This window comes from Alicyclobacillus shizuokensis NBRC 103103 (assembly GCF_001552255.1).
GTDB lineage: Bacteria > Bacillota > Bacilli > Alicyclobacillales > Alicyclobacillaceae > Alicyclobacillus_G > Alicyclobacillus_G shizuokensis.
The window spans coordinates 38273-63074 of sequence record NZ_BCQV01000012.1; the positions used below are offsets into that span (position 1 = coordinate 38273).

General features: G+C 58.2%; 24 protein-coding genes. 5 read left to right on the plus strand and 19 right to left on the minus strand.

Translation table 11 applies throughout. The features are described 5' to 3' along the window. Positions 1-176: 176 nt before the first annotated feature. Positions 177-1412, minus strand: a complete 1236-nt coding sequence (locus ASH01S_RS06160) for a Zn-dependent hydrolase (RefSeq protein WP_281178201.1) — start codon at positions 1410-1412, stop codon at positions 177-179. 100 nt (positions 1413-1512) lie between these two features. Then, a complete protein-coding gene (locus tag ASH01S_RS06165; protein ID WP_157067019.1) occupies positions 1513-2040 on the minus strand; it encodes a hypothetical protein in 528 nt (175 codons plus the stop codon). A 255-nt stretch (positions 2041-2295) separates the two neighbouring features. On the opposite strand from ASH01S_RS06165, the gene ASH01S_RS06170 reads away from it, so the two are divergent. Next, a complete protein-coding gene (locus tag ASH01S_RS06170; RefSeq protein WP_067925195.1) occupies positions 2296-3345 on the plus strand; it encodes an XdhC family protein in 1050 nt (349 codons plus the stop codon). Between the two features lie 4 nt (positions 3346-3349). Here ASH01S_RS06170 and ASH01S_RS06175 read toward each other — a convergent pair whose 3' ends face one another. From ASH01S_RS06175 to ASH01S_RS06205, 7 genes are all read right to left on the minus strand, one after another. Then, positions 3350-4483, minus strand: coding sequence for a vWA domain-containing protein (locus ASH01S_RS06175; RefSeq protein ID WP_067925198.1), 1134 nt, complete (start codon positions 4481-4483; stop codon positions 3350-3352). Next, positions 4471-5331 (minus strand): AAA family ATPase, encoded by an 861-nt coding sequence (locus tag ASH01S_RS06180; RefSeq protein ID WP_067925201.1) that lies wholly within the window; start codon positions 5329-5331, stop codon positions 4471-4473. The genes ASH01S_RS06175 and ASH01S_RS06180 overlap by 13 nt, the downstream gene beginning before the upstream one ends. Before the next feature lie 25 nt (positions 5332-5356). After that, a complete protein-coding gene (locus tag ASH01S_RS06185) occupies positions 5357-5845 on the minus strand; it encodes an SRPBCC family protein (RefSeq protein ID WP_067925204.1) in 489 nt (162 codons plus the stop codon). 127 nt (positions 5846-5972) lie between these two features. Beyond that, on the minus strand, positions 5973-6986 hold the full coding sequence (locus ASH01S_RS06190; protein ID WP_067925207.1) for an XdhC family protein: 1014 nt from the start codon (positions 6984-6986) through the stop codon (positions 5973-5975). Between the two features lie 65 nt (positions 6987-7051). Continuing rightward, positions 7052-9403, minus strand: a complete 2352-nt coding sequence (locus tag ASH01S_RS06195) for an aerobic carbon-monoxide dehydrogenase large subunit (RefSeq protein WP_067925210.1) — start codon at positions 9401-9403, stop codon at positions 7052-7054. Beyond that, on the minus strand, positions 9384-9899 hold the full coding sequence (locus tag ASH01S_RS06200; protein WP_067925213.1) for a (2Fe-2S)-binding protein: 516 nt from the start codon (positions 9897-9899) through the stop codon (positions 9384-9386). Before ASH01S_RS06200 ends, ASH01S_RS06195 begins: the two co-directional genes overlap by 20 nt. Then, positions 9896-10780: an FAD binding domain-containing protein gene (locus ASH01S_RS06205; protein WP_083516875.1), complete on the minus strand. Its 885-nt coding sequence runs from the start codon at positions 10778-10780 to the stop codon at positions 9896-9898. The genes ASH01S_RS06200 and ASH01S_RS06205 overlap by 4 nt, the downstream gene beginning before the upstream one ends. A 227-nt stretch (positions 10781-11007) precedes the next feature. On the opposite strand from ASH01S_RS06205, the gene ASH01S_RS06210 reads away from it, so the two are divergent. From ASH01S_RS06210 to ASH01S_RS06220, 3 genes are all read left to right on the plus strand, one after another. Beyond that, complete coding sequence (locus tag ASH01S_RS06210) at positions 11008-12159, plus strand: GAF domain-containing sensor histidine kinase (RefSeq protein WP_067925215.1); 1152 nt, start codon at positions 11008-11010, stop codon at positions 12157-12159. 100 nt (positions 12160-12259) lie between these two features. Continuing rightward, a complete protein-coding gene (locus ASH01S_RS06215) occupies positions 12260-12892 on the plus strand; it encodes a response regulator (RefSeq protein ID WP_067925218.1) in 633 nt (210 codons plus the stop codon). Positions 12893-13444: 552 nt separating this feature from the next. Beyond that, the gene (locus tag ASH01S_RS06220; RefSeq protein WP_067925221.1) at positions 13445-15091 is read left to right on the plus strand and encodes an ABC-F family ATP-binding cassette domain-containing protein; all 1647 of its coding nucleotides are present in this window, start codon (positions 13445-13447) and stop codon (positions 15089-15091) included. A gap of 143 nt (positions 15092-15234) precedes the next feature. Here ASH01S_RS06220 and ASH01S_RS18440 read toward each other — a convergent pair whose 3' ends face one another. From ASH01S_RS18440 to ASH01S_RS06245, 6 genes are all read right to left on the minus strand, one after another. Further along, the gene (locus ASH01S_RS18440; protein ID WP_157067020.1) at positions 15235-15957 is read right to left on the minus strand and encodes a hypothetical protein; all 723 of its coding nucleotides are present in this window, start codon (positions 15955-15957) and stop codon (positions 15235-15237) included. Positions 15958-16008: 51 nt separating this feature from the next. Further along, positions 16009-16524 (minus strand): hypothetical protein, encoded by a 516-nt coding sequence (locus ASH01S_RS06230; protein ID WP_067925227.1) that lies wholly within the window; start codon positions 16522-16524, stop codon positions 16009-16011. 77 nt (positions 16525-16601) lie between these two features. After that, a complete protein-coding gene (locus ASH01S_RS06235) occupies positions 16602-17315 on the minus strand; it encodes a hypothetical protein (RefSeq protein WP_067925230.1) in 714 nt (237 codons plus the stop codon). Positions 17316-17426: 111 nt separating this feature from the next. Next, complete coding sequence (locus ASH01S_RS06240; RefSeq protein WP_083516864.1) at positions 17427-18851, minus strand: ArsB/NhaD family transporter; 1425 nt, start codon at positions 18849-18851, stop codon at positions 17427-17429. A gap of 12 nt (positions 18852-18863) precedes the next feature. After that, complete coding sequence (locus ASH01S_RS18445; protein WP_157067021.1) at positions 18864-19010, minus strand: hypothetical protein; 147 nt, start codon at positions 19008-19010, stop codon at positions 18864-18866. 217 nt (positions 19011-19227) lie between these two features. Then, positions 19228-19521, minus strand: a complete 294-nt coding sequence (locus ASH01S_RS06245) for a hypothetical protein (protein WP_067925236.1) — start codon at positions 19519-19521, stop codon at positions 19228-19230. A gap of 112 nt (positions 19522-19633) precedes the next feature. On the opposite strand from ASH01S_RS06245, the gene ASH01S_RS06250 reads away from it, so the two are divergent. After that, entirely contained in the window at positions 19634-20707 is a 1074-nt protein-coding gene (locus tag ASH01S_RS06250) for a CotH kinase family protein (RefSeq protein WP_067925238.1), read from the plus strand. 27 nt (positions 20708-20734) lie between these two features. Here the strand turns inward: ASH01S_RS06250 and ASH01S_RS06255 are convergent, their stop codons facing one another. From ASH01S_RS06255 to ASH01S_RS06270, 4 genes are all read right to left on the minus strand, one after another. Beyond that, a complete protein-coding gene (locus tag ASH01S_RS06255) occupies positions 20735-21403 on the minus strand; it encodes a GntR family transcriptional regulator (protein WP_067925241.1) in 669 nt (222 codons plus the stop codon). Positions 21404-21589: 186 nt separating this feature from the next. Then, positions 21590-23017 (minus strand): MFS transporter, encoded by a 1428-nt coding sequence (locus ASH01S_RS06260; protein ID WP_217996301.1) that lies wholly within the window; start codon positions 23015-23017, stop codon positions 21590-21592. 5 nt (positions 23018-23022) lie between these two features. Continuing rightward, the gene (locus tag ASH01S_RS06265) at positions 23023-24225 is read right to left on the minus strand and encodes a cytochrome P450 (protein ID WP_067925244.1); all 1203 of its coding nucleotides are present in this window, start codon (positions 24223-24225) and stop codon (positions 23023-23025) included. Positions 24226-24391: 166 nt separating this feature from the next. Continuing rightward, complete coding sequence (locus ASH01S_RS06270; protein ID WP_067925247.1) at positions 24392-24790, minus strand: 5-carboxymethyl-2-hydroxymuconate Delta-isomerase; 399 nt, start codon at positions 24788-24790, stop codon at positions 24392-24394. Between the last annotated feature and the right edge of the window lie 12 nt (positions 24791-24802).

A 24802-nucleotide genomic window follows, 5' to 3' on the forward strand; every position in this document is an offset into this window, starting at 1 on the left:
GGGCCCTTTTGGCGCTTTCGGCCGCCTCAACCGGCGGCGGGAATCGGCCGAGATATACGCCTTCCTGGTGGACAAAATTGGCGCCGGAGCGGCGTTTAGCCTGTAAGCGCGGCGGACGGCGGGCGCGTGAAAGTGTCCGCCGTTGACCTGTCCAGCCAGAGCCCGCGGCTAGATCCTCAATTCGCGACGCGCACCAGCGTCCGGTACAACAATTCCACGCCGATTGCGCAATCCTCCGGAGAACTCCACTCCTCCGGCTGGTGGCTGATTCCGTCTTTCGAGCGGACAAACAGCATCCCAACCGGGCAGAGGCCGGCCAACTGCATGCCGTCGTGGCCTGCGCCGCTGGGCAAGGATAGGGTCTGGATGCCCATCTCCTGGGCGCAGCCGGCCATCTCCTCCTGCAGCCAGGCCGAGCAGGACACCGGGGGTACCCGCTGCAGTTCCTGAATTTCCAATCGGACCCCGCGCCGTGCGCAGATGGCCTCGGCCTGGTGGCGAATTTGGCGCTCCACTTCGTCTCGTACCGACTCGTCCGTGTCGCGCAGGTCGAGCGTAAACTCGGCGCATCCCGGGATGATGTTCACCCCACCCGGACTCACCGTCAGCTGGCCCACCGTGGCCACGGTCCGCTTCTGCCCAGCAGCCGCCGTCTCCGCCGCCGTCAATACCTGCGCCGCAGCGGCCAATGCGTCTTTGCGCATCCGCATCGGTGTCGTTCCGGCATGGCCGGCCTCCCCCAAGATGCGGAACCGCAGCCATAGCGGACCCGCGATGCCGGTGACAATGCCCACCGGCAGATTCGCCGCCTCCAGCACGCGACCCTGTTCGATGTGCAACTCCACGTACGCCTTGACCGATCCGGCCGCCCGCGCGGCCTTGTGGACCGTCTCCGGAGACAGCCCGGCAGACCGCATCGCCTCGGCCACAGTCACCCCGTCCGCATCCTGCGCCTGTAGATGCTCCGCGGTCAACGTCCCCGCCAGGGCCCGGCTGCCAATCATGCCAAAGCGAAAGCGGGCCCCCTCTTCATCCGTAAAGGCGATGACTTCAATCGGGTGGATGTGGGATATGCCCTGTGCCCGCAGCGTCTGAACCGCCTCTAGGGCCCCCAGCACGCCCAGCGGTCCATCGAACTTGCCGCCGTTTGGCACCGAGTCGAGGTGCGAACCCACCAACACCACCGGTGCATGCGCATCGGTCCCGTCCAGCCGGCCAATCAAGTTGCCGACCGCGTCCTCGCGAACCGATAACCCCGTGCCCTGCATCCAGCCAGCGACCAAGTCCTTTGCCATGCGCTCTTCGCGCGTAAATGACATCCGCGTCACCCCGCCGGACGCTTGACGGCCAATCTCAGCCAATCGCATCAAACGGGACCATAACCGTTCCTGATTGACAGAGCCGCTTGCCACACCGTCAACCTCCCGGGCTGTCCTCTTCTTTTAGAATGGAAGAGAACTTATGAAAGAGAATCTCGACGTGATGGAGCAGTTTCTCACCATAGGGGGTCGGTTACGCCTCGAAATTCCGCTTCTCACCAGGCGGCAACTGTACGTCTTTCTTTTCTCCGACGAATCCTGCACGAGCTGCGCTCCACCACGCGCCGATGACCCCAGCCGTCATGCCACCCATCTCACCGCCCATGACGACATTAAAGATGGACATGAAGTCCATCGCATTGGGCATATGCATATCCATATGATACATGTATAAGACCCATCCAGCGGCAGCCACCCCGGTCCCCACCGTGGCTCCAACAACTCCCCCTACCATGGCCCCCATCAATGACCACATAGCTCCATGTTGTTTATGGATCTTGACGACGTCCAGCGGTGAAGTCGTGTGGCACACTGCATTCTCTATATCTTTCGATCCGACCCGAAATCCTACACGACTGCCCAAAAGTGCACCGAGGCCACCGAGTAGGAAGGCGAGCAGCCCGGATGTACCGATAAAAAAATCGAGCATGCCACCCATGATAGATCCAGACACACTGCCCCAGGCGCAGCCCCATCCTGTCGTCCGATAAAATCGATCCATACGATACCGCCTTCCATCTATACGAGTTTTATGATGAGTTTCCATCGTAAAGCCTTGAGAGTAAGAACCCTCAAGTGACTCTCGCCTGAATATCCTTCAAGACCAGAGAACATCCGGTCAGGTATTAAGAAACATCCATTTAGGTATACATGAACCCTATATTATCATTATACATTCATTATATAATCGAGAATACAGGAAACTTTATCGAGCATGTCGAATTCACCTCCAGCGAAACCAAGGAGATGACGAACTGTGTCGAGGATCGATGAAGCACGTGACGTGTTTTCCCGGATTGAACAGGCCTGGTCGGATGGGGAACGGACGGCTCTGTTGACGATTACCCAAGTGAAAGGCTCCGCGTACCGCCTTCCTGGTGCCAAAATGATGATGACAGAAAAAGGCAAGATGCTCGGCACACTCAGTGGCGGTTGCTTGGAATCCGACTTGTATGGATGGGCGGAAAAAGCCATGGAAGAAGACGAACCCCGTCTTGTCAATTACGACCTCAGTGAAAACGAACTGTGGTCTCTCGGAATTGGCTGCAAAGGAACACTCGAAGTCGCCATCTTTCCCATTCACGCTGAAGACCCATTTTGGCAATCTGTGCGAAAAGCCGTCGCCCAAGACCGTGCCATCTCATTAGCCATTGAATTACCGACCGGTGCCCGCGCCGTCTTTGATGGGACGAATCCGCTTTCCGGAGATATGGACAACCTCCCAGAGGCCGTCGTACGGCAGCTGACAAGCCGTGTCTGGAGCCGTACGAGGGCGGAAGTGGCCATTGTCGACGACCGCCGCTTTTATATCGACACGATGCGGCCGAACGAACGGCTGATCCTGTGCGGCGCAGGTCATGACACGGTGCCGGTGGCAGCGCTCGCTGCCCAGTGCGGCTTTCGAGTGTCGGTTCTTGATCCCCGTAAAGAGTTTAATGGGGTTAAGCGCTTTCCTAACGCCGAACACCTGGTGGTTGAACCCGACCAAGCAGATCCCGCGCAACTCACAAATAGTTGGTGGTTGATCATGAACCACCTGCAGATGCGCGACGAGGCCGCGCTTCGCCTAGCCTTGCAAGCACAACCCAAGTTCATCGGCGTGCTCGGCCCCTTGTCGCGCACGGTCGAGATGCTGGACCATATTGGCGCCAACATGAGCAGCGGGCCGATTCACGCCCCGGTTGGACTGGACGTGGGCGCGGAAACGATTGACGAAGTTGCAGTGTCCATCGTGTCCGAATTGCTCGCAGCGCGCTCCGCGCGGTCGGGAGGACCGCTCCACGGACGGGAAAACATTCACTCTTGAGAGCTCAGGGCGCTGCGGATTGCAGTGCCCCGCTCAACACTGCCTTTTTCCATGTTCTCACATCATGGACATCGACGAACGCGTCAAGGTAAGGCAAGGCCATCGACATACCGACCGATGTTGGCTCATATCCGGGTTCGCCGAGCAGCGGATTCAACCAAACCACTCGACCAACCCGGGCAGCCAAGTCGCGCATGGAAGTGTGCATTTGCTCCGGATGCCCGGCGTCGAATCCATCCGATACAATGAGGACGCACGTATGCCGCTGCAAAAGACCTGGATACCGGCGCAAGAGCTGTTCCAACGCACTGCCAATGCGAGTGCCTCCCCTCAGCCCCGGCAACTCGGCGTGCGTGATGCCCGCAACGCCTTTGCGCGCGATGAGAGAGGTTACTCGCAACAGGCGCGTTGAAAACAGAAAGATTTGGGTGCGTGCCCGGGCCCGCGTGAATGACCAGGCGAGCGATGTGACAAAAGGTGCATACGGCTTCATAGAACCGGATATGTCCATCACCAGGACAACACGCGGCTTGTCGGGACGGTGTCGCCGCATCTTCAGCACAAACGGCTCCCCTGCATGACGCATAGCGTGGCGCATGGTCTGACGGAGATCAAGTTTCTCTCTGCCTCGGGGCCGCCATTTGCGCCCACGCGGCGCATCCATGGTGCGCACCGCCAAGCGGGTCAACTGAACGACATCCTTCAACACCTGTTCGTCCGCCCGCAATGCATAGCGCTCGCCATCGTTGGGATGATACCCAGCGAGAAAGCCCTGCACTGTATCAACCGGAGGGTGCTCCGCCTGATCACCGCCGCTGCCACCTTCGCGGTCCGCCCAATCATCCGGCTGCAGACGGCGCTTTTCCTGCAATTGCACGCCCCGGTCCCCAAAATATCGCTCGAACAGACTCGGAAAGATGCCCCACTCTGCGGGGGTCCGCGAATAGATGGAGCGAAAGGCGCTGCAGACCTCTTCCATACGGGTCAGGTCCAATTCCGCCAAGGCAGAAATGGCTATCAACGTTTCCGGAACGCCCGCCCGAAATCCATGTTGTCTCAACCAAGGCGCAAAATCCTTAACCTGCCGCACGATATCGCCCGTCAAGCGGTTCATCTCGGCCGCCGTCAGGCGTTCCATAACACGTCGAGTCCCCTCTCCCGCACGAAGTTCAAGTCCTCTTCCGTCTTCAGCAAACAGCCGAGAGTGAGTCGCACCACTTCTTCGTCCAACTCCTGCGCCCCCAACTCATGCAGCGCCTGTGCAAAATCGATGGACTCCGCCAATCCGGGCGGCTTGAGCAGTGACAACTTGCGCAGCCGTCGTACGCCGCGTGCGATTTGTTTCGCAAGTTCCGATGCTATCCGCGGCACATGCAGCGAAATGATGGCCGCCTCTTGTTCAGGGGACGGGTAATCGACCCAAACGTAGAGGCAACGGCGCCGCAAAGCGTCCGACAAGTCGCGTGTACGATTGGACGTCAACATGACAATCGGTGGCTTTTCGGCGCGAAAGGTTCCCATCTCCGGAATGGTAATTTGGAATTCCGAGAGGAATTCCAAGAGCAGCGCCTCGAATTCCTCGTCAGCCCTATCGACCTCGTCAATCAGCAGCACAGGCGCTGGCTTTTCGCGCAGCGCGCGCAAAAGCGGCCGTTCAATGAGAAACGGCTCACTGTACAGCGCCGCCTGATTCACGACACCGTCGGCAAACGCTGTGCGCGCCGTCAGCAACTGCTTTGGGTAATCCCAATCGTACAACGCCTGACTCGCATCTAAGCCTTCATAGCATTGCAAGCGCACCAGGTCCACGGAACGAACGGTGGCAACCGCTTTCGCCAGTGCTGTTTTCCCTACACCCGCAGGCCCTTCCAACAATAGAGGTCGGGCCAGCCGCTGTGCCAGATGCAGTACAGTAGCCAACCCTTCCTCGACGACATAGTGAGCGCGATGCAATTCTTCCTGCAGTCGGCACACCTGTTCATTCATCCGGACAGCCTCCACCTGACGTCCTTCAACCTTGGTCCGCTGTTTTATCCGTTGCGGCGACCTCTTCATCTGGCAAGGCGAGCAAGGCATTCTTCAGATTGGCAAATACCTTCTCCGTAATCTTCCGCGCTTCGTTATCAATCAGTCGCCCGCCCAGACTTGCGATGGGTCCACTGATCACCGCGTCGCAACGCCATTTTAAGAGGGTCCCTCCATCAACGTCGCCGAGTTCCATTTGCGCTTTCATATCAACTCCGCTGCCCATTCCACCGCCGCGAATCGACAGGGAGGCCGCCTTACCCGGTTCCGTCACGGTCAATTCACTGGTGAGGTCGAACTTGCCTCGCACCGGCCCCACGCCGACCTTCACAAGACTGCGAAAACGGGTCTCACTCTCTACGTTCAATTCAATCAAGTCGGGAATACAAGTTCCCATTTTATGCGGATCTGTAACGAACGCCCAGATTTTCTCCCGCGGCTGCTCAATCGTAAATTCTCCTTCGTACGTACGCATGGTCTTGCCTCCTCTGTTGTTCATGCCAATTTGCTAAGGCCCCTTCAGCCGCCAACCATCGACAGGACGGAGGTACTGTCCCCGTGCCTTTTGTGTGAGTACACATCCAGATCCGCATGGCGCATGGTCAAGCGTGACTTTGCAGGTACTTGTCTGGCTCGCGCGCAAAGCGATCCCGGCAGCCAGAACAGCAAAACCCGTAGGTGGTTCCGTCCAGTTCAAGACGGTATGGAGTCTTCGCCAAGTCCACGGTCATGCCGCAGACCGGATCGACCACTTGTTGCTGAACCGCAACCTGGCTGCCATGCGTGGCCGGCGACCCAGACGCCGAACTGCCTGTATCGGACTGTCCCGGCCAGGATACGCTCACCCCCCGACGACGGCACTCCACAATTTGCGCCAGAATACTGAGGGATATCTCATTGGGTCCCACGGCCCCGATATCGAAACCTGCAGGTGCCGTAACAAAGTCGATAAATTCGCTTGACGCGCCTACTTCTGCCAACTCGGCACGCACGGTTGTCCAGCGCTTGGGGCTGGTGACGAGGCCCAGATAACGGAGCGGCAATGAAGAGACCGCCAGTAATCCATCGACATCGTACAACCCCATCGTGGCAACTACGGAGTACGCTGGCGCACTCGTATGGACAGGAAGTTGGTGGCGCAGTTTTACGGCCGGATCTTCAGCGGAACCCGTGTCTATCGCCGCTTCCAAGGAAATCCGGTACGGCGTCAGTGAAAATCGAGGTGCCAATTCTGCGAGAGCGTGCGCGATGGGGGAATCTCCTACGAGCACCAATGGTGGATCCACATTTTTGGGCTCCAAGAACAGTTCGACCGTTCCCTCGGATGCGCACGTCATCGGCAGAACGGTGACGCCTTCCGCCACGTCGGCCGGCGGCTGCGAGGTCACCAGCAAAAGCTTACTTTCGCCACTGGTCAGGCACTTCTTCGCTTGGTCAATGACCAGCTCCCGCGTGCACTGACCACCGACGAAGCCTTGCATCTCCCCATCGGCCGTGACAATCGCCTTGTCACCAACAGTCGCCGAACTCGGGCGCACACGGCGGACGACTGTCACCATGACATACGGTTCCGAGCGTTCGTCCAGGTCCCTCGCGGCTTCCCAAAGATTATCCATCCGTCGGGCCCCGGCGGCCTCCGTGCCGCCGGGTCTTCCCTCCTCAATTCAGGTTGGCTACCGAATTACTCGGTGATACCGTGCTCCCTCAAGATGTTCCATACCTTCCATGGAAAAATCGGCATATCGATGTGTTCCACACCAAGCGGCGACAGGGCATCCACCACCGCGTTGACAAAGGCTGCGGGTGAGCCGACGTTCGGTGACTCACCAACGCCCTTGGCGCCGATTGGATGGTGTGGCGACGGCGTAACCGTCCGATCCGTTTCCCAATGCGGAGTGTCTGCCGACGTGGGAACCAGGTAGTCCATCAGGTTCGGCGCCAGACAGTTGCCATCCGCGTCATACGGAATGTCTTGCATGAACGCAATCGCAAACCCTTCGGTCACCCCTCCGTGCACCTGTCCTTCGACAACCATGGGATTAATCACGTTGCCGCAATCATCAACGGCCAAGAAACGCCGCACCTTGACAGCACCCGTTCCCTTGTCGATATCCACCACCGCGATGTACGCCCCGTTAGGGAAGGTGAGGTTCGGCGGATTGTAGTAGTACGTCGCTTCCAGGCCCGGTTCCATGCCCTCAGGTACATTTGTGTAGGCGGCGAACGCCACGTCCTTCATCGACACGGCCCGACCTGGCAAGCCTTTTGCGGAGAAGGCGACCCCGTCCCAGACCACGTCGTCTTCGCCGACCTCCAGCAGATGCGCCGCGATTTTGCGAGCTTTCTCGCGAATCCTGCGCGCGCAGAGGGCCGCCGCGCCGCCGGCCGTCGGCGTCGAGCGGCTGGCGTACGTGCCCAGCCCGTAGGGAGCTGTGTCGGTATCGCCTTCCTCAATCAACACGTCATCCGCACTGAGTCCGAGTTCTTCAGCGATGATCTGGGCAAAAGTCGTTTCGTGTCCCTGGCCCTGGTGCCGTACCCCAAGCCGCGCAATCACTTTACCGGTCGGATGGAAGCGAATCTGCGCGCTGTCGAACATCTTGATGCCGACGATGTCGAACTGATGAGCCGGGCCAGCACCGACCACCTCTGTGAAGGTCGAGATGCCAATCCCCATCAATTCTCCACGCGCCCGCTTTTCCGCCTGTTCCTTGCGCAGCTCTTCGTACCCAATGCGCTCCAGCGCGAGTTTCAGCGTCTTTTCATAGTCCCCGCTGTCGTAGACCCATCCGGTCGGCGAGTGATACGGGAACTGCTCCTTACGGATGAAGTTTTTCAGACGCAGTTCAGCCGGATCCATCTTCAGCCGCTGGGCCAAGATGTTCATGACTCGTTCGATGAGATACGATGCCTCTGTGACACGGAAGGAACAGCGGTAGGCTACACCGCCCGGAGCCTTGTTCGTATATACCCCGTCCACCTCAACGAACGCAGCCTTGAAGTCATACGACCCAGTCACAATGCTGAACAACCCAGCCGGGAATTTGGACGGATCGGCAGCCGCGTCGAACGCACCGTGATCGGCAATCGTCTTTACACGCAGGGCGAGCACCTTGCCGTCCTCACGCGCCGCAATCTCCGCAGTCATATGGTAGTCGCGAGCAAAATGGGTACTGGCGATGTTTTCGGTGCGGGTTTCAATCCACTTTACAGGGACCCCCAATTTCAAGGATGCAACCGTCGCAATCACGTAACCGGGGTACACAGGGACCTTATTCCCGAAACCACCGCCGACATCGGGTGAAATGACGTGAATTTGATGTTCTGGAAGCCCGGACACCATCGCCAGTACGGTCCGGTGGACGTGCGGCGCCTGCGAAGTGACATACAGCGTTAACTTATTCCGGGCTGCATCCCAGTCCGACACGCACCCACAAGGTTCAAGGGGCGCAGGATGGACGCGTGGAAAGCGCACATTCTGCTTGACGACGACCGGCGCGTCGCGGAACAGCGCTTCCGTTTCCTCTCTGTCCCCTGCCTCCCAGTGGAAGATGTGGTTCGACTTTTTCTCTTTGTCTTCGCGAAGAATCGGAGCGTCCGGCTCAAGTGCCTGGAACGGGTCCGCTACGACCGGCAAGGGTTCGTAATCGACTTCAATCAGTTGCGCCGCGTCCTCTGCTTGAGCGCGCGTCTCAGCGACGACCGCCGCGACTTCCTGGTACTGAAACAGGACCTTGCCGGTGGCCATCACCATCTGCTGGTCTCCTGCCAGCGTCGGCATCCAGGCGAGGTTCATCTCGGCCAAGTCTTCTCCAGTAAGGACCAGCTTGACCCCCGGTGCGGCAAGTGCCGCAGACGTGTCAATCCGGCGAATGCGCGCGTGCGCGTACGGACTGCGCACGATGCAGAGATAGAGCATATTCGGCAACATCACGTCATCCACGTAATGGCCCTTGCCCCGAATCAGGCGCGGGTCCTCCTTGCGCCCAATCGGTTTACCCATGGGCCGCAACTCAGTCTGTGGAAGTGCCACTGGCTGCCGCCTCCTCTATTGCTTCTTGGTTTTCACCCGCCATCTTGCGAGCAGCATTTTGAACGGCTTTCACGATATTCATATACCCTGTGCAGCGACAGATATTTCCTGACAGCGCCTCGCGAATTTCTACGTCAGTAGGTGCCGGATTCGTCTGTAACAACCCGTAGGCCGCCATCAGCATGCCAGGGGTGCAGTAGCCGCATTGCAGAGCATGATCCTCCCAAAACGCACTCTGCAACGGGTGCAATTGACCATTTGATTCAAGCCCTTCGACGGTCATCACCTCGTGGCCGTCCGCCTGCACAGCCAACACCGTGCACGACTTGATGGGCTTCCCGTCGAACAGCACCGTGCACGCACCGCAGGTGGTCGTATCGCAACCAATATGCGTTCCTGTCAGATTCAGTTGTTCACGCAGGAAATAAGCCAACAGCGTACGCGGTTCAACGTCCGCTTCGTACAGGCGTCCGTTGACCTTTACTCGGATGTTCATTCATCCCCCACCCTTCCATGCAACTCTTCCGCGATCTCGCGAAGCGCGCGCGCAGCGAAAACACGCAACAGGTCGCGCTTGTAGGCGGCACTGCCGCGCAGGTCATCCGCGGGATCGGCGTCTTCCGGCACCAGCCGCGACACGGTCGCAATCGTCTCCTCTGTGATGGGTTGTCCGATGAGCGCCTCCTCCGCCTTGGTCGCCCGCAGAGGAATCGGTCCACAGGCGCCGATGCCGATACCGCCCTCGGCAACGCGGCCTTCACTGTCGAGCACGATGTGCACAGCCAGCGCGGCGATGGCGAAATCGCCGGCCCTGCGCTCAAGTTTCATGTAACGGGCGGCGACGGGCCCGCCAGGCGTCGGGACATGCACCGCGACCGCGAGTTCGTTTTCATTCAGCGATGTCGCAAACGTGTCTACGAAGAACTCGTCAATGGGAATCAGTCGGTTTCCCTCCGTCCCCTGCACCTCCACCTCGGCGCGAAGAGCTATCATCGCCGCGCCCCAATCCGAGCCTGGATCTGCGTGAACGAGTGAGCCGCAAATGGTGCCCCGGTTGCGAATTGGAGGGTCCGCAATCCAGCGGGCAGTGCGGGACAAAAGCGGATATTTGTCATCGAGTTCTGATGCATGTTCCAGTTCCGCGTGGCGTACCAAAGCCCCGATGCGCAGTTTCCCATCGGCCTCGCGCCAACCCTTCAAATCCTGGATGCCGTTCACATCGATGAGTACAGCCGGCGCCGCGATGCGAAGCTTCATCATCGGCAACAGGCTCTGGCCACCCGCCAACACCTTGCTGTCGTAACCGTACTCAGTCATGAGACGCACCGCCTCGTCGACTGATGTCGGTACTTCGTACTTGAACGCATTGGGAAACACCATAAGGCCCCCTTTGTTGAGAAACGTGAGAATGACAGAGGTCGGTGGTCGGACCGCGATCCCGACGAAGTCCCATTTTGAATGCGGTTTCAAAAACAGGATAAAAGGTAGTTCACTGTTCTCGGGATTATTATAAAATAGCTGATAGACACGCAATACACCCGATCGGGTGTTTTTCGATACCGGGTCCTCCCTTTACTATCCTTGGAAAGGACGGGAGACAGCGGATGAGCCAACCCACGACAAATCAAGCCGAAGTCTTGCGGATTTTGTCGGAAGCGCTGGAACGCCTGCAGCCGTGGATGGAGGAAGGCCTTGAACCGCTGTTGCAGGCTGTCGTGGACCACGCGCGTACATTGGTCAACGCTGCGTTCGCCGGGATCATCATTACAGAACCAAAGAATCCGTCCACCATTCGATACTTTAAAGTTTCCGGATGGGACGGAAAGCCCGTGGAATTTCCGAAAGGACACGGGATGTACTTCGTACCCGTCAAAACCGGTGACTCGCTGCACGTCGATTCCATCTCCGGACATCCACTGTCTGTCGGCATGCCGACAGGCCATCCACCCGTCGAGGCGTTGTTGACCATCCCACTGAAATACCATGGACAGGCGATTGGTTGCATCTTTTTCGGCCAGCCACCCAAGACAGGATCCTTCACCAAAAGCGACGAAGACATGATGAATGGATTTGCTTCGCTGTGTTCCATTTTCATCTCATGGTGCGACCAACAAAATGAAAACTGTTTCCGCATCTTAACGGAAGAACGGCAACGAATTGCGGAAGAATTACACGATTCACTGTCGCAGACCCTGTTTGCCGTGGTACGCGAGATTGACCGCTTGGAACGGCTGACGGTCGCAGAGAAGAGTGAGCTGCAGGCGCGTACCGCTCGATTGCGTGAATTGACGGAACAATGCCAATCCGAACTTCGAGCCATTTTGTTTCGCCTCATGGACGATGAGGCTCGACCCAACGTCACCGCCTTGACTCATCTCGTACAAGAATTCGAGCGAATCAGCGGGATTTCCACAAAACTCATCACACACGGTGATGGTGACTTCAGCCGATTGAGCCTCCCCATTCGTCAAACCATACTCAAAATCGTCGCCGAATCTCTGACCAATGTGTTCCGCCACGCCAACAGCCCAGTGGCCATCGTCCACCTGCTTGTAGAAACAGACGCAGCGACCATCACGGTACAGGACGCCGGGGACGGCATTTCAGACGAAGCCCTGCGTCTCATCACCCATCCAACCGGGCACTTTGGCTTGCATTCGATAGCGCGTTCCGTCGCCGTTCTCAACGGGCAGTTGGACATTTTTCGCAATGAGGATGGAGGGACAACCGTGCGCTGCACGTTTCCCATTCGCTAAGGCTCGATTGAACCAGGGCATGAAATGACACCCGATTCCGTTCATTTTGCCCCGATTCGACACCACAGCACAGTCGGCGATATGCAAGGAGGGGCTGACCTTGACAGAGAGCATCGTTATTGTTGACGACCATGAACTGGTTCGCATTGGTTTACAGACGTTGCTCAGCGAGCACGGATTGAACTTGGTTGGACAGGCAAGCACCGGAGCGGAAGGACTCGATCTCATTCAATCTCTGCAACCCGATCTCGCTCTGATTGACGTGCGATTGCCCGACATGAGCGGCATTGAGTTGTGTAAGTCGGTGCGGGAGACAAACACGTCCACGCGCCTCGCCATCCTCACTTCGTCGATGGACAAGAATGTCGTACACGCCTGTCTCCAGACAGGGGTTCAGGGATATCTGCTCAAGGATATGCCCGGAGAAGAGTTATTCAAATCCATACAAAATATTTTGAATGGTAAATCTGTCCTCGATCCGACCGTAACAGAGTACGTCCTCCATTGGATTGAATCACCGAGACAAGGCGAATCCGGCAAAGACGCTCTCGATCTACGGGACGTGGAGATCCTGCGCCTCATGGCCCAAGGACGCACCAACCAAGAAATCGGCAAGCACCTCCACCTGTCGGAAAACACCGTCAAGTCCATTATCAATGAAATTTATCGTCGGCTCGGCGTCAAAAGCCGCGTAGAAGCCGTAATGGAAGCGCACCAGCGGCGACTTCTATAATGGCCTGGGAATACAGATGGACAACAATGACTAGCTCAAGTTTCGCACCCTTGAATCGACCGGGATTTGTTTATGCTACTGTTTATGTTACTAGAGATCTGGAAGGTCGATTGTTAGATACATTGATACATTGAGACAGCCAAACGACTTGGGCATATTCGGATATTCTGTGGTATACTGAACGCGAAGCACACTTTGACCGTGGAGGTATCCAATTTTCCGTCATGATAGATCCTCGTGCGTGAACAACCACACAGATTCAGGCGCGCGACGCCTGCGTGGTTTGTGCGACGGGGAGGATCTATCCTTTTCACGGGATTGGATGCTCGGGTGAGAGGTGGATGAGTCGTCTTTTAACCCGCCCCGGGTGAGATACTCGTTCTTCCTGGTCCCCTGCAACGTATTCACTGTCCGACATCGAAACTCCGTGGCCAACCGCAGGCGTCCGCGCCCGCGGTTTTTGCGTCTTGGGAAACGCATCTCGGACGTCCGCGCGCTGGCCGTATGGCTGAGGCCACCGACGCAGTGCGCCGGCGAGTTGGAGGGATTTCGATGCCGAATGTCATCAAGGCACAGGGACTGTCCAAGGAATGGGCGGGCAAATCCCTGTTTACAGGAGTGGACTTTGAAATCGCCGAGGGGGAGCGAGTGGCGCTTTTTGGTCGCAACGGCGTGGGTAAGACAACGCTCCTCCGCGGCCTGATGGACGACGGGACATTTGATACGGGTACCATATGGCGACGCTACCCACTGGAATCCTGGGGTTGGCTGCAACAACACCTGAACGTGGAGACAGCCGCCACCCTGCAGGAATTTGTGCAAAGCGGCCATCCACGCTTGTTTCGGCTACGCCAGCAGCTCGATGCCTTGCAGGAACAGTTGGAAGAGGCAGCGTCCGGATCGGACGGGGAGGGGGATACGGGCCATCGTGGCCGGCTGAACCAGCTGGCGGAGGCGTACAGCGCGCTGCAGGAACGGTATCTCGCACTGGACGGCTACACCTGGGAATTGCAGGTGGAACAGACATTGTCCCGGTTTGGCTTTGCGCCCGCGCAACACGCTGTCCCCTATGGACGTCTGAGCGGCGGAGAGAAAACGCGGGCCCAACAGGCCCTCTACGACAAGCAGCAGCGGGAGAAACAAGCGTTGTTGGAAGCCATCCGCCGTTATCGTGAGTGGTATCAGCAAGCACATGACGCAGCGGGCGTCAACTTTCACCTGCGCAAGAAAGCTGAGAAGAACTCGACTCGCTTTAAGGCGAAGGAACGGGCGTTGGAGCGCTTGGAGGCGGAGATGGTGGAACGACCGAAGGCGGACCCGTCTTTGTGCATTGAGTTTCGGGAAGGTCTGTCGGAGGCAAAGACCTTGCTCACATTGCACGATGTCGCGTTTCAATACACGGCCAAACCCCTTTTTGACGGCCTCAACCTGCGCGTACAGCGCGGCGACAGAATCGCCGTCATCGGCGGCAACGGCATGGGCAAGACGACATTGCTAAAGCTGATGACCGGCCGTCTGCAACCACAACGCGGGCGGGTGGATGCCCATCCGGCCCTGAACATCGGCTACTTCGCCCAGGAACTTGAGGACTTGGACCTATCCCGCACCGTGCTCGACACGCTGCTGGTGCTGGAGGGAATGACGCAGTCATACGCGCGCACCGTGCTCGCCGGGTTCCTGTTCCCGCGCGAGGACGTGTTCAAACGCGTCGGCGATCTGAGCATGGGTGAGCGCTGCCGCGTTGCCTTCGTCAAACTGTACTTTTCCGGCGCGAATCTGCTTGTGCTTGACGAGCCTACGAATTATCTCGATATCGACGCCCGCGAGCGGATTGAGGAGGCGCTCCGTGCGTACCCGGGTGCGCTGCTGGTGGCATCCCATGACCGGTATTTGGTCCGCAGGGTGGCCAACCGCATCTTGCACCTGGAACCGCATGCGGGAGCACCGGGCACACAGGTCACCCTGTTTCCAGGACCTTACGACGAATGGCTGCAGCGTCTTGACGATCCGTCCGACCTCCCCGTCCACGTGCGCGATCGCATCCGCCAATTGGAGTACCAACTGGTTGAGGCCGTGGCCAGGGAGGAGGACTCAGCTGATGAAGAGGCGAGAATAGCGGAAATCCGACACATTCGTGAGCAATTGAACCAACTCAGGGAAAATCGGCGCAGATCCGATACTTGGAAACGGCGGGATTGATACCGACGACGGCGTCCTGCCGGAGGCCTATGGCGTTGCGGCGAACGCAGAACAAAGGCCATTTGATTCCCTACACAAAGGGTCCGCCTTACGGCGGTACCCATCTTTCACAGTATTCATACGTCATGAGGCTCACGTCCGTATCAAACCCTAAGACTCGGATGCACCCAGGATGGTCGGCTCCGATTGGGTGAAGTGGAATGCATCCTTGGTGCCCGCCGATTCGAGACGCCACCAGTGGTGCTGGTTCGCCGGGCTATCCCTTCATCATTCCCTGCTGCCGCGGCAAGGCGACGCCGCCGGGAGCGCTGGCTGTCCCTTCGAAACAATTTCAACTGATTGGATTCGGACGCAGCCGATGCTTCCGCTCTGGCGACATCTCCGGTTGCGACGGTGGATTGGGTGCTGCTCCCTTCCCGGGCGCCGGCGCTCGGCTCTGGAGCGTCCGCTATCCCTTTGAGTTGAAAAACCGGAGACAAATTGACGATTTGAAAAACGGGATAGTATATCAACTCCTTGGAACTCAGGACGAGACAAATGGCATCATCTTCAATCTGAACCAGGACGCCTTGTCTGGCTCCTTCGCCAAGTTCAACACGAACCAGCTGCATCCACAACGCTGCCAGCACATCGCGGAAAGATTCCGGGAACGCGATCTGCGGGACATTGACCTGCTGCGGAAGCTCCGTAATGTTCGTCGTAACGGACTTGATGTGCCCAAATGGGTAGTGAACGATTCGTCCGTCGTCTGTGAACACGGACGCGTAATCGGGCTGAATGTTGACGAGCCATCCCGTAAGCCCCGTATCATTATGCTGTTCGATGTGAATGCGCGTGCCAAGGAGCGGAGTCAACAATGACTGCATGGCTATCCCCCTTCCGCTCCGGTCCATCGGTGGAACCCGTGTCGTCGCTGATTACCCGCGGCCCTCTCTGCGACCTGGACGTTCTCCAGACGCCCTTGAATCGGCGCGTTCCGGTTTTTGGACAATCCAGGTGACGCTCCGGATATGATAAGTCGGGTAGTGTACATAAGCCTGCATGTCGTGTAGAAGCGTCACCACCCCTGGCCGCAGTTCAATGAGCACCCCTTGCACGGAGTTGGGGCCACCGTGATTGATCCGCACCAGCCGATGTTTCAATTGAGCGAGGAGGTCGTCGAAGTCGCTCGCCTCTATCAACGGCGGAGATTCTTCCTCGATCACCTGCCCATCGGGATCCACTGCTGGACGATCCGCCTGCATCTGCGGAATTACCGGTTCCGAGATTGTCTTGATGTGCCGCGCGTTGACGTACACCACGCCTTCTTCCGGCGTATCCACGGCGATATAATCTGCCATGATGGCGGCGAGTTTTCCAACGATTCGTTCCGGCCCGCCCCTCTCCAGTTGAATTGTCTTCCCAATGGAATCCTCCAAAAAACTGAGATCCATATTCCTAACCTCCTCAAGTGTCTGCCCGAAATCGTACGTAATACCACTGCAAGCCTCGGTGCTGCGTGCCCCAGTTGTCATGCCGAAGTCATCCCTGGGGAGGCCTGAGCGTTAAGACGCCCCGGTCGGGAGACCGATTTCACGTGATGCATGGGAATACGAACCCGTTCACACGGCGACACAACCAGCTCCACAAACTGCTCATGCACGGCGCGGATGATGCCAACCACCTCATCCGCACCACCGCGGCCGAATTTCGCCAACTTCCCGACTTCTTGTTCCAGTGCCTCTATGAGCCGAGTGGCCCCGGTCGGCAACTGTTCCTTTTGATGGTTGGCCCACTCGACGAATTCTGGCTGGATTTGGACGTCCAACGGCCGCACCAATTGGATGTGACGAACAGGTATATACAAAACTCCATCTGGGATGGCGCTGACAACCAGGTAATCGGCCTTCACGTCGATCACATAGACGACGATAGGATCTGGTCCTGCGCCGTCCAGTTGCAGCACCGATGCCACCCACGTCCGCACTACGCCGTGCAAGGCATCGGGCAATGACCCAGGGTCGAGTGGCGCACTCGCGGCATCAATCTGCGGCGGTTTGTGAACAGGCACCCCTTCGCCAACACGTAACTGCTTGATATGCTCCAATGCGACCAAGGCCATCCCCATCTCGGGATCATCAACAAGTAAGAAGTCCGCGCCGACCTTTCGCACGATTCCACAGTAACATTTCTGTGGGCTCATAGCCGCGATCACGGGAAGGTTGACCAGGTCCTCATGTGCCACCGTTTGGTTCGCCTCCCTGCCACCACATGTTCAGTTCACACTATGCCAGCAACATTTGTACATGTGTTGGGCTGTCGTCTGTCCATGGGGCAGATGGTTCGAACAGCGCCCTCAGCGCAGCAGCCATGTACCCCAGCTGTACAAGGTAAGAAGGGAAAGCATGAGACTCGGTGGAATGACGAGCAACGATACACGCATGTAATCCCCCCAGGTAATCCCGGTTTTCCCTCGGACCAAGTGAAGCCACATCAAAGACGCCAACGTGCCAGTCGGAACCAACAGCGAGCCTATGTCACTGCCGAGTACACTCGCAAGGTAGGCGAGCTTCAGATGCGCAGCTGGCAAATGCAAATCCGTAAGCATCACTGTGCCAATCATCACAGATGGCAAGTTGTTGAACAGCGATGACATCACAGTCACCAGGAGCCCCGTCCATATCACGACAGCCAACAGCGAAGAACCGGCCATCCCTTGCAGCACATGCCCCAGCAGGAGAGTGAGTCCTTGTTTGTGCAGCGCGTAGACCAGTGTGTACATGCCAAAGGCAAATACCAGGACATACCACGGTGCTGTCCGCACGAGCTGCCATGCACCTTTGGGCCGCCGAGAGACATAGACCCCGAGCATCACCAGTGCGCCTGTAATGGCGATGACTTGGACCGGAATTCCGTAAGCCGCACCCACAAAAAATCCCACCCGAACCAGCACAACGAGAACAATGCCAATGCGGCACATGAAGGGATCAAAGTCGGGTACACCCGCCCATGGACGAGAACGAAACCCCTTAGGTCCGGGCGGATGTACGGGAGGTGGACCTCCTGGCCACATTGGAGCGACAGGTCGAAGCACATGCCAAGTGTCACCGGGGCGAGGCGGGAACGTCCGAGCTAGCTCTGGCTCAACCATCCTGTACCGTTGCGGAATGTGACGACGGCACACAGCGTAGAGAAGGACTATGCAGACGATAATTCCCAGGAGTGATGGGACCAGCATCAATGTCGCATACTGGTTGAGATCGAGACCAACAATACTCAACGCGATGAGATTCGCCAAGTTGCTGACACCAATCGGCGCACTGGCAGATGAAGCCACCAAGCAACCGCCAATCAGGTAGGGGAGCGCCTGGATCTTGTTGAAGCCAAGTCGCTGCATAATCTCCACAATGATGGGTGTCGTAATCAAAACGCTGCCGTCGTTATTGAAAAACATCGTCATACAAAAACAGAGCATCAGCGTCAGCACGAACAACCGCCGGCCAGATCCGCCGGCCTTGCGAGCAATCTGCAGGGCGGCCCACCGGAAAAGGCCTGCGCGGTCCAGCACAGCCGACATCAGGATGGTGCCGAGAATGGTCAAACCCGCCCCCGACACCACATGTAGCACAGCGGTGAGGTCGCCCAGATTGACCACCCCGAAGATGACCAACAGCGCGGCGCCGGTTGCTGCAGGGATAGCTTCATTTAGCCTGCGGGGTCTCCACAAGATGGTTGCGACGACACACGCGAGCACGAGTGGCGATAACCAAGAAGTGAGCATCGTCCTTCTCCCTTATCGTGGTCGGGCACTTCTCATCCTGGCATGGAGCGCAGCAGCCCGCGCCCGTTTCGAAGCTGTGCGTTGTGTCACAGGTTTGGACGGAGAGAGGATGTACACAAGTCCGAGAAACGCGGCCGTGACCAGCACCACTTCCAGCATTCTACATCCCCCTTTGAAATCCCCGATATAGATAGATCACCGGGTAGATGCGTACTGTACGGATATTCGCAAGGGGTAGTGCAGGTTCACATCATTCCTGAAATTGGTGCAATCGCCCAGGCGTGAGGCGGGGACAACGGTGACTGTCGGATAGCGAAGGGCAAAACAACACAAAAAAAGACCCATCGGTTCATTACCGATAGGATCTACGGACTGATTAGCGGCTTTTGCCGCCACTCTTGTGCCCGTGGCCGCCGCTCTTGTGCTCATGGCCGCCGCTCTTGTGCTCATGGCCGCCGCTCTTGTGCTCATGGCCGCCACTCTTGTGCTCATGGCCGCCACTCTTGTGCTCATGGCCGCCGCTCTTGTGCCCATGGCCGCCACTCTTGTGCCCATGGCCGCCGCTTTTGGTCTGGTGACCCTGTTTCTCCAATCCCCACAGCCGTTGCAACTCCTCACGGACGATCTCTCGGATCGTCTCCTGCAAACGGCTTTCCCGCCGAGTCGCCATTGGGGTACCTCCTACATACAATTTGGTACCACACTATGTCACGGAGACACGGGGGGAATGGGCAGCTGCGGGCGAATGTGTGCCCTATGTGTACGCCATGGAGGTGTTCAAGATGGACCTCCCTATCCGTCGGCTTTTCGTCTGGAGCGACGATGTCAAACGACTTCAAGCCCAACGCGGACAGACCAGATTTGTGGACGGCGTGTTGATTCGCGATGGCTACACCGAATCGGTCCGAGTGAGTTACCGTGGCAATCGCACACGACACGCCCCGAAAAAGTCCTATGAAATCCGGCGCCAATCAGGGACCCTACACTACAACGCCGAATACGACGATCCATCCTTAGTCCGGAACGCTCTCTCCTTTTGGTTCTTTAACCGAATTGGCCTCATTGCCCCCCAGACGCTCCACTGCCGACTCTATTTCAACGACGACCTACTCGGCGTGTACCTGGAAATCGAGGGCGTCGATGCGTCGTTTTTTCGCAGACGCAACCTCGCATGCCGAAGCCTGTTCTACGCCGTGAACCACGACGCCGATTTCAGTCTTTTTACAGGTGATGATACCCGCCGGCTCAAACCATCCCTGTTTGACGGATACGAACGCGTGATAGGCACCCACGCCAATCAAAAGCGCTTTGAGCGGTTCGTTTTGGAATTGAACCTGCGAGACGGTGAGGCGCTGCAACACCTGATCGCCCGACAGCTAGATATCCATCAGTATCTCCAGTGGCTGGCAGCGACAGTGTGCATTGGCCATGCGGACGGGCTCACACAAAACTATGCGGTCTATGAATTGTCAGAGGATGGACGATACCGATTCTCCCCATGGGATTGTGAAGGCACGTGGGGGCGGAACTGCTACGGTGCGCTCTGCCCCGCAGACACCGTCGACCCATTTGGTGAAAACATCCTTACCGCCAAGCTCATGCAACTACCGTCGATAAGGCGAGCGTATCGGATGCGGCTAAAGCGGCTTCTCAATACTACTTTCAGTGACGCGACCATCGTGCCCGTGGTACGGGAATGGATGCATCGCATCGGTCCTGCAGTGCTTGCGGAACCTACTCGGCGCATCCATACATCCCAGTGGATGAGCGAGATCGACGTTTTTCGTCACTACGTGCGTGAACGCCGTCAACTCCTCAGTGACGCGCTAGCCAGGGATGAGGCTGAAGACGAGTGACAGATGAGGGGATGGCGGTACCCCCTGCTACTCTCTCCGCGTCTTGCGCCAGCGTCGGAACGCCTCCAGCGTGGCCAGCTTGTGCGCGCGGGCAAACGACTCAATTTGGTCCGCCCCCGCTCCATCGGCCATTAACCGAATGAGTTCCTCATGCTCTGCGATGGAATCGGTGGTCCGGTGCGGGATAAGCATGAACACGGTGGCCCGCACGGTGTCCATCCGTTCTTGAACCGACTTGAGCTGATTGACCAAATAGGTGTTCGGGCAAGCCCTCCAGATGCGCTCATGAAACTGCTTGTTCAGGTTGCTGTACTCCTCCAGGGCAAACGAAACGCGCGCTTGTTCCATCTTGGTATTGATGGTGCGCAGCGCTTCCCAATCGTCTTCGGTCATGTGTGGAGCGGCCAGCGCCGTCGCATATCCCTCCAAGAGAGCGAGCACCGACAAGGTCTCCACATAGACCTGCTCATCAATGCGGGTGACCCGCACCCCGCTGAACCGCTCCACCTCGACGAGTCCCTCCGCCTCCAACCTGCGGACGGCCTCACGAATCGGAATGGCGCTGATGCCCAACTCCCGCGCCAATCTGTCAATTACCAATCGGTAGCCGGCGCCAAAGGTTCCGTCCATAATGCGCGATTTAATCCACTCATACGCCTGTTCCTGTTTGTTCGGACTTGCAGCCTGTGTTTTCATACATTTTATCATATATGGATACGAGGGGGCGGTCAATTCCGGTTCTTTCGGCTGGACACCATCCGGCTGTCGATCCGCACCCTGCAAGCAGCCCAACCGCTGAAGCGGTGGAACGGGCTGCCGGTGCCGACGCCCATGGCGTTGAGCTCAGTACCCGGCAGCCCGGTATATTGAGCCCCTGTGGCCTTACGGCGATATCTCTTCCAAGGTGCGGTCCTTCGTTCGCACCCCGAACAGTGCAATCACGGCCGCCACGAACAAGAAGCCGCTGATGAACAGGAACCCTTTCAACGCGCCAAGCGGCGCCACCAAGGGCGCGATGGCCCAGATGCCGATGCCGGCTCCGATGTGGCCCACGCCGTCCACCAGGGCAAAACCGCTGGTGCGGGCGCGCGCCGGGAAGTTCTCTGAGGTCCACGCGTAGGCGATGGGCACCCAGAAGTTTTCACCCAGGAACAGAATCACAGACCCTACCATCGCCAGCGTCAGATTGCTGCCGGCCAGACCGATGAGGACGCCACCGAGAATCGTCGTCAAGGCGGATAGGATCAGCCACACCTTTCGCTCCAGGCGTTCCCCAAACCAGTACGCAAACACAGCGGACAAAACCATCCCGAACACACCCACAGCGGTAATCATTCCGGCCTCGCCCTCGTCGTAATGCAGGCCAACCAGGAGCGAGGTCATGCCACCCGAAAAGCCGTACACAGTCACGTAACTGAACAGCCACACGCAGAACAGCAGCACAACACGACGGATGTACGTGGCGTTGTTTAGGATGTCGCCGTACGGATTGGGTTTCGCGGGGACCCACTGCACGGAGACGGAGACGGGTTGGGGCAGTGGCGCATGCCGCGCGGCTGTCGCCTCCATCTCGGCCACCACGCGCTCTGCCTCCTCGCCACGGTCCACGGCCAGCAGCCAACGCGGCGACTCGGGCAGGCGGAAGCGCATGAGGACCGCAATCAGAGCGAGCACCGCGCCAATCCAGTACATGATGCGCCACCCGTACGGAAGACTGGCGCCCAAGGCAAACGGCAGTCCGGCCGGGAATGGGGCTGCGGGCGTCGTCAGCCACAGCCCAATCCACACCGCCACGAGCGCTCCGAGCGCCGAGAAGATGAAAATGAGGGCAGTATACTTCGCTCGCGTTTTGGTCGGCGCCACTTCGGCGATGTAGGTGTTCACGACAGCTAGGTCAGCGCCGATGCCGATGCCGGTAATGCCTCGGAACACGACGAACGCCCAGTAGCTCGTGGTGAACGCGGTGCACAATGAGCCCAATCCGGTGATGAGCATGGTGATGAGAAGCATGTTTCTGCGTCCGATTTTGTCCGAAATCGGGCTGAGTACCAGAGTGCCGACCACATACCCAAGCAGGTTCATGAGTATCGGCATGCCCAGGTACTGCCCAGCCATCTCTGACTTGAAGCCCGGGATGATACTGACACAAGTCTGGATAAAGGATACATTGCTGTCGAAGATATCATAAAACGTGAACAGGAACCCAAGGCCAATCACCAGGATGAATTGATACGGCAGCGCCCATACCGGGATGCGCTCCAGACGCGCCACGGTTTGCCGCCAAGTTTCTGTATTCAGTCCCACTTCCACGCCAATCACCTCTCCCTTTCCCAACGGAGATTGAGTTGCACCGGCCCGCGAAACACCCAGCCGCGGATGATGGGCGGCTGGTCCAGGTCCAACTGCATCCCCGGCAGGCGCTCAAACAGCGCCGGCAGGGCGGCGTGCGCCAGTTCCTGTCGGGCCAGCCACGCCCCCAGGCAGTAGTGCGGGCCTGTGCCAAAGGCCAGGTGGCTGCGCGGCCGCGGGCGGGTGATGTCGTACTCGTCCGGTCGTGCGAAACGACGTTCGTCGCGGTTCGCGGAAGCCACCAGCACCGCCAGCTTGTCGCCCTTTTTCAGCGGTATTCCAGCCAACACCGTATCCACCGCCACTTCCCGGGGATACATCCCCAGCGGCGCCACCTTGCGCAGCGACTCCTCGACCGCGGCCGCAAACAGCTCAGGTTGCGCCCGGACCTGCGCCAATACGTCCGGGTGTGTCAGCAGGTCCCACACAGTCAGCGAAATGCCGTCCCTCGGCTCGTTTAAGCCACCACCGATGATGAGCTTGACGTTGGCGCGAATTTCTTCACGGGTGATGGCAGGACCCTCCACCTCCGTGTGCACCATGCTCGAGATAATGGTCCCGTCCGGCTGCCTGCGCACCCGCGTGAGGGCCAGGTCCACCGCCTCGTCAATCTCAGCCGCCGATTTCCGTGCCCGCTCCCACACCGACTCATCGTCCGCATAGTTGGACGTCCCGTCCATCAGGTCGCGCGTCCAACGCTGCATGTCCCCGTCGGTCGCGTCCCGGAGCCCCAGGACATGCTTCAGGCAGTGGGCCGCAAACGGATCGGCAAAAGCGCTGACCAACTCCACCTCCCCATCGTCAGCAAACTGATCAATCAACTCATGCGCCGTTTGCAACAAGTGCGGACGCCAGCGTTGGGCAACAGTGCGCGGCTTCAGCGGCTCTTCGCAGGCTTGACGCAGACGGGCGTGTGCAGCCCCGTCTAATCTCAGCATGGTCACCCCCATCACACGGGTTTGTAAGGAAGCGGTTTCACGCGCGGTGAACGTCTCGGGATGAGTGTCCACGTAGGCGCACTCGTCATAGCGCGTGACAAACCAGCGACCCGCACATGGCACGTAGCAGACCGGGGCTTCCTGCCGCAGTTTGCGGTAGATCGGGTAGGGATTGACGTTCAATTCATCGAGTGTGATGCTGGCTCCCAAGTCTGCCGCGAGAGTTGTCATAACCGTTCACCTCCAATTTCACTGTAATTCCATCAGCTCATGTTATTCGATATCATATATGATCAACTATATTTATGGAGCAGTTAGTACATCCCCCAACCCCGGCCCGGGTCGGGCCGCAGGTGTCCTGCGATCCGCCTGGGCTTCCTGGCTGCCACCCGCTGCCCTACGGCGGCGATGCGCCACGCAGCCGCTGGTGGATGTTGTTGTGCTTGTACGTTCCCATCTCGCTGAACTCAGCAACCTCCATCGAGAGCGCCAGGTATCGGCGCGCGTAGAGGTCGGCAAAGTGGTCCTTGATGACGGCAAACAATTCGTCCCCGACCTTCCGCTTCACCTCCTCCGGACGCCCACGGCCTATCTTCAGCGTGGCGTGCACGAACGCGTCATCGGCCAATCCATCCGCAACCCGGTACTGATGCAGCTCCATGGCGCGCGAGCGGATGCCGCCGGCGGGGAACACGTCAGGGTGAGCCAGCAACACGTCGTGCACCTTCTTCAGCAGACCCGCGATGTCCGCCTCGTCACGGATGTTGTCCGTGTATTCGACAATGAAATGCGGCACCTGATTAGCCTC

Excerpts from the sequence above, each read along its gene's own strand:
- ASH01S_RS06165 (WP_157067019.1), bottom strand. The coding sequence starts at position 2,040 with ATGGATCGATTTTATCGGACGACAGGATGGGGCTGCGCCTGGGGCAGT.
- ASH01S_RS06185 (WP_067925204.1), bottom strand. The coding sequence starts at position 5,845 with ATGCGTACGTACGAAGGAGAATTTACGATTGAGCAGCCGCGGGAGAAA.
- ASH01S_RS06180 (WP_067925201.1), bottom strand. The coding sequence starts at position 5,331 with ATGAATGAACAGGTGTGCCGACTGCAGGAAGAATTGCATCGCGCTCAC.
- ASH01S_RS06250 (WP_067925238.1), top strand. The coding sequence starts at position 19,634 with ATGGACCTCCCTATCCGTCGGCTTTTCGTCTGGAGCGACGATGTCAAA.
- ASH01S_RS06220 (WP_067925221.1), top strand. The coding sequence starts at position 13,445 with ATGCCGAATGTCATCAAGGCACAGGGACTGTCCAAGGAATGGGCGGGC.
- ASH01S_RS06190 (WP_067925207.1), bottom strand. The coding sequence starts at position 6,986 with ATGGATAATCTTTGGGAAGCCGCGAGGGACCTGGACGAACGCTCGGAA.
- ASH01S_RS18445 (WP_157067021.1), bottom strand. The coding sequence starts at position 19,010 with ATGCTGGAAGTGGTGCTGGTCACGGCCGCGTTTCTCGGACTTGTGTAC.
- ASH01S_RS06230 (WP_067925227.1), bottom strand. The coding sequence starts at position 16,524 with ATGGATCTCAGTTTTTTGGAGGATTCCATTGGGAAGACAATTCAACTG.
- ASH01S_RS06210 (WP_067925215.1), top strand. The coding sequence starts at position 11,008 with ATGAGCCAACCCACGACAAATCAAGCCGAAGTCTTGCGGATTTTGTCG.
- ASH01S_RS06175 (WP_067925198.1), bottom strand. The coding sequence starts at position 4,483 with ATGGAACGCCTGACGGCGGCCGAGATGAACCGCTTGACGGGCGATATC.
- ASH01S_RS06200 (WP_067925213.1), bottom strand. The coding sequence starts at position 9,899 with ATGAACATCCGAGTAAAGGTCAACGGACGCCTGTACGAAGCGGACGTT.
- ASH01S_RS06245 (WP_067925236.1), bottom strand. The coding sequence starts at position 19,521 with ATGGCGACTCGGCGGGAAAGCCGTTTGCAGGAGACGATCCGAGAGATC.
- ASH01S_RS18440 (WP_157067020.1), bottom strand. The coding sequence starts at position 15,957 with ATGCAGTCATTGTTGACTCCGCTCCTTGGCACGCGCATTCACATCGAA.
- ASH01S_RS06240 (WP_083516864.1), bottom strand. The coding sequence starts at position 18,851 with ATGCTCACTTCTTGGTTATCGCCACTCGTGCTCGCGTGTGTCGTCGCA.
- ASH01S_RS06255 (WP_067925241.1), bottom strand. The coding sequence starts at position 21,403 with ATGAAAACACAGGCTGCAAGTCCGAACAAACAGGAACAGGCGTATGAG.
- ASH01S_RS06265 (WP_067925244.1), bottom strand. The coding sequence starts at position 24,225 with ATGACAACTCTCGCGGCAGACTTGGGAGCCAGCATCACACTCGATGAA.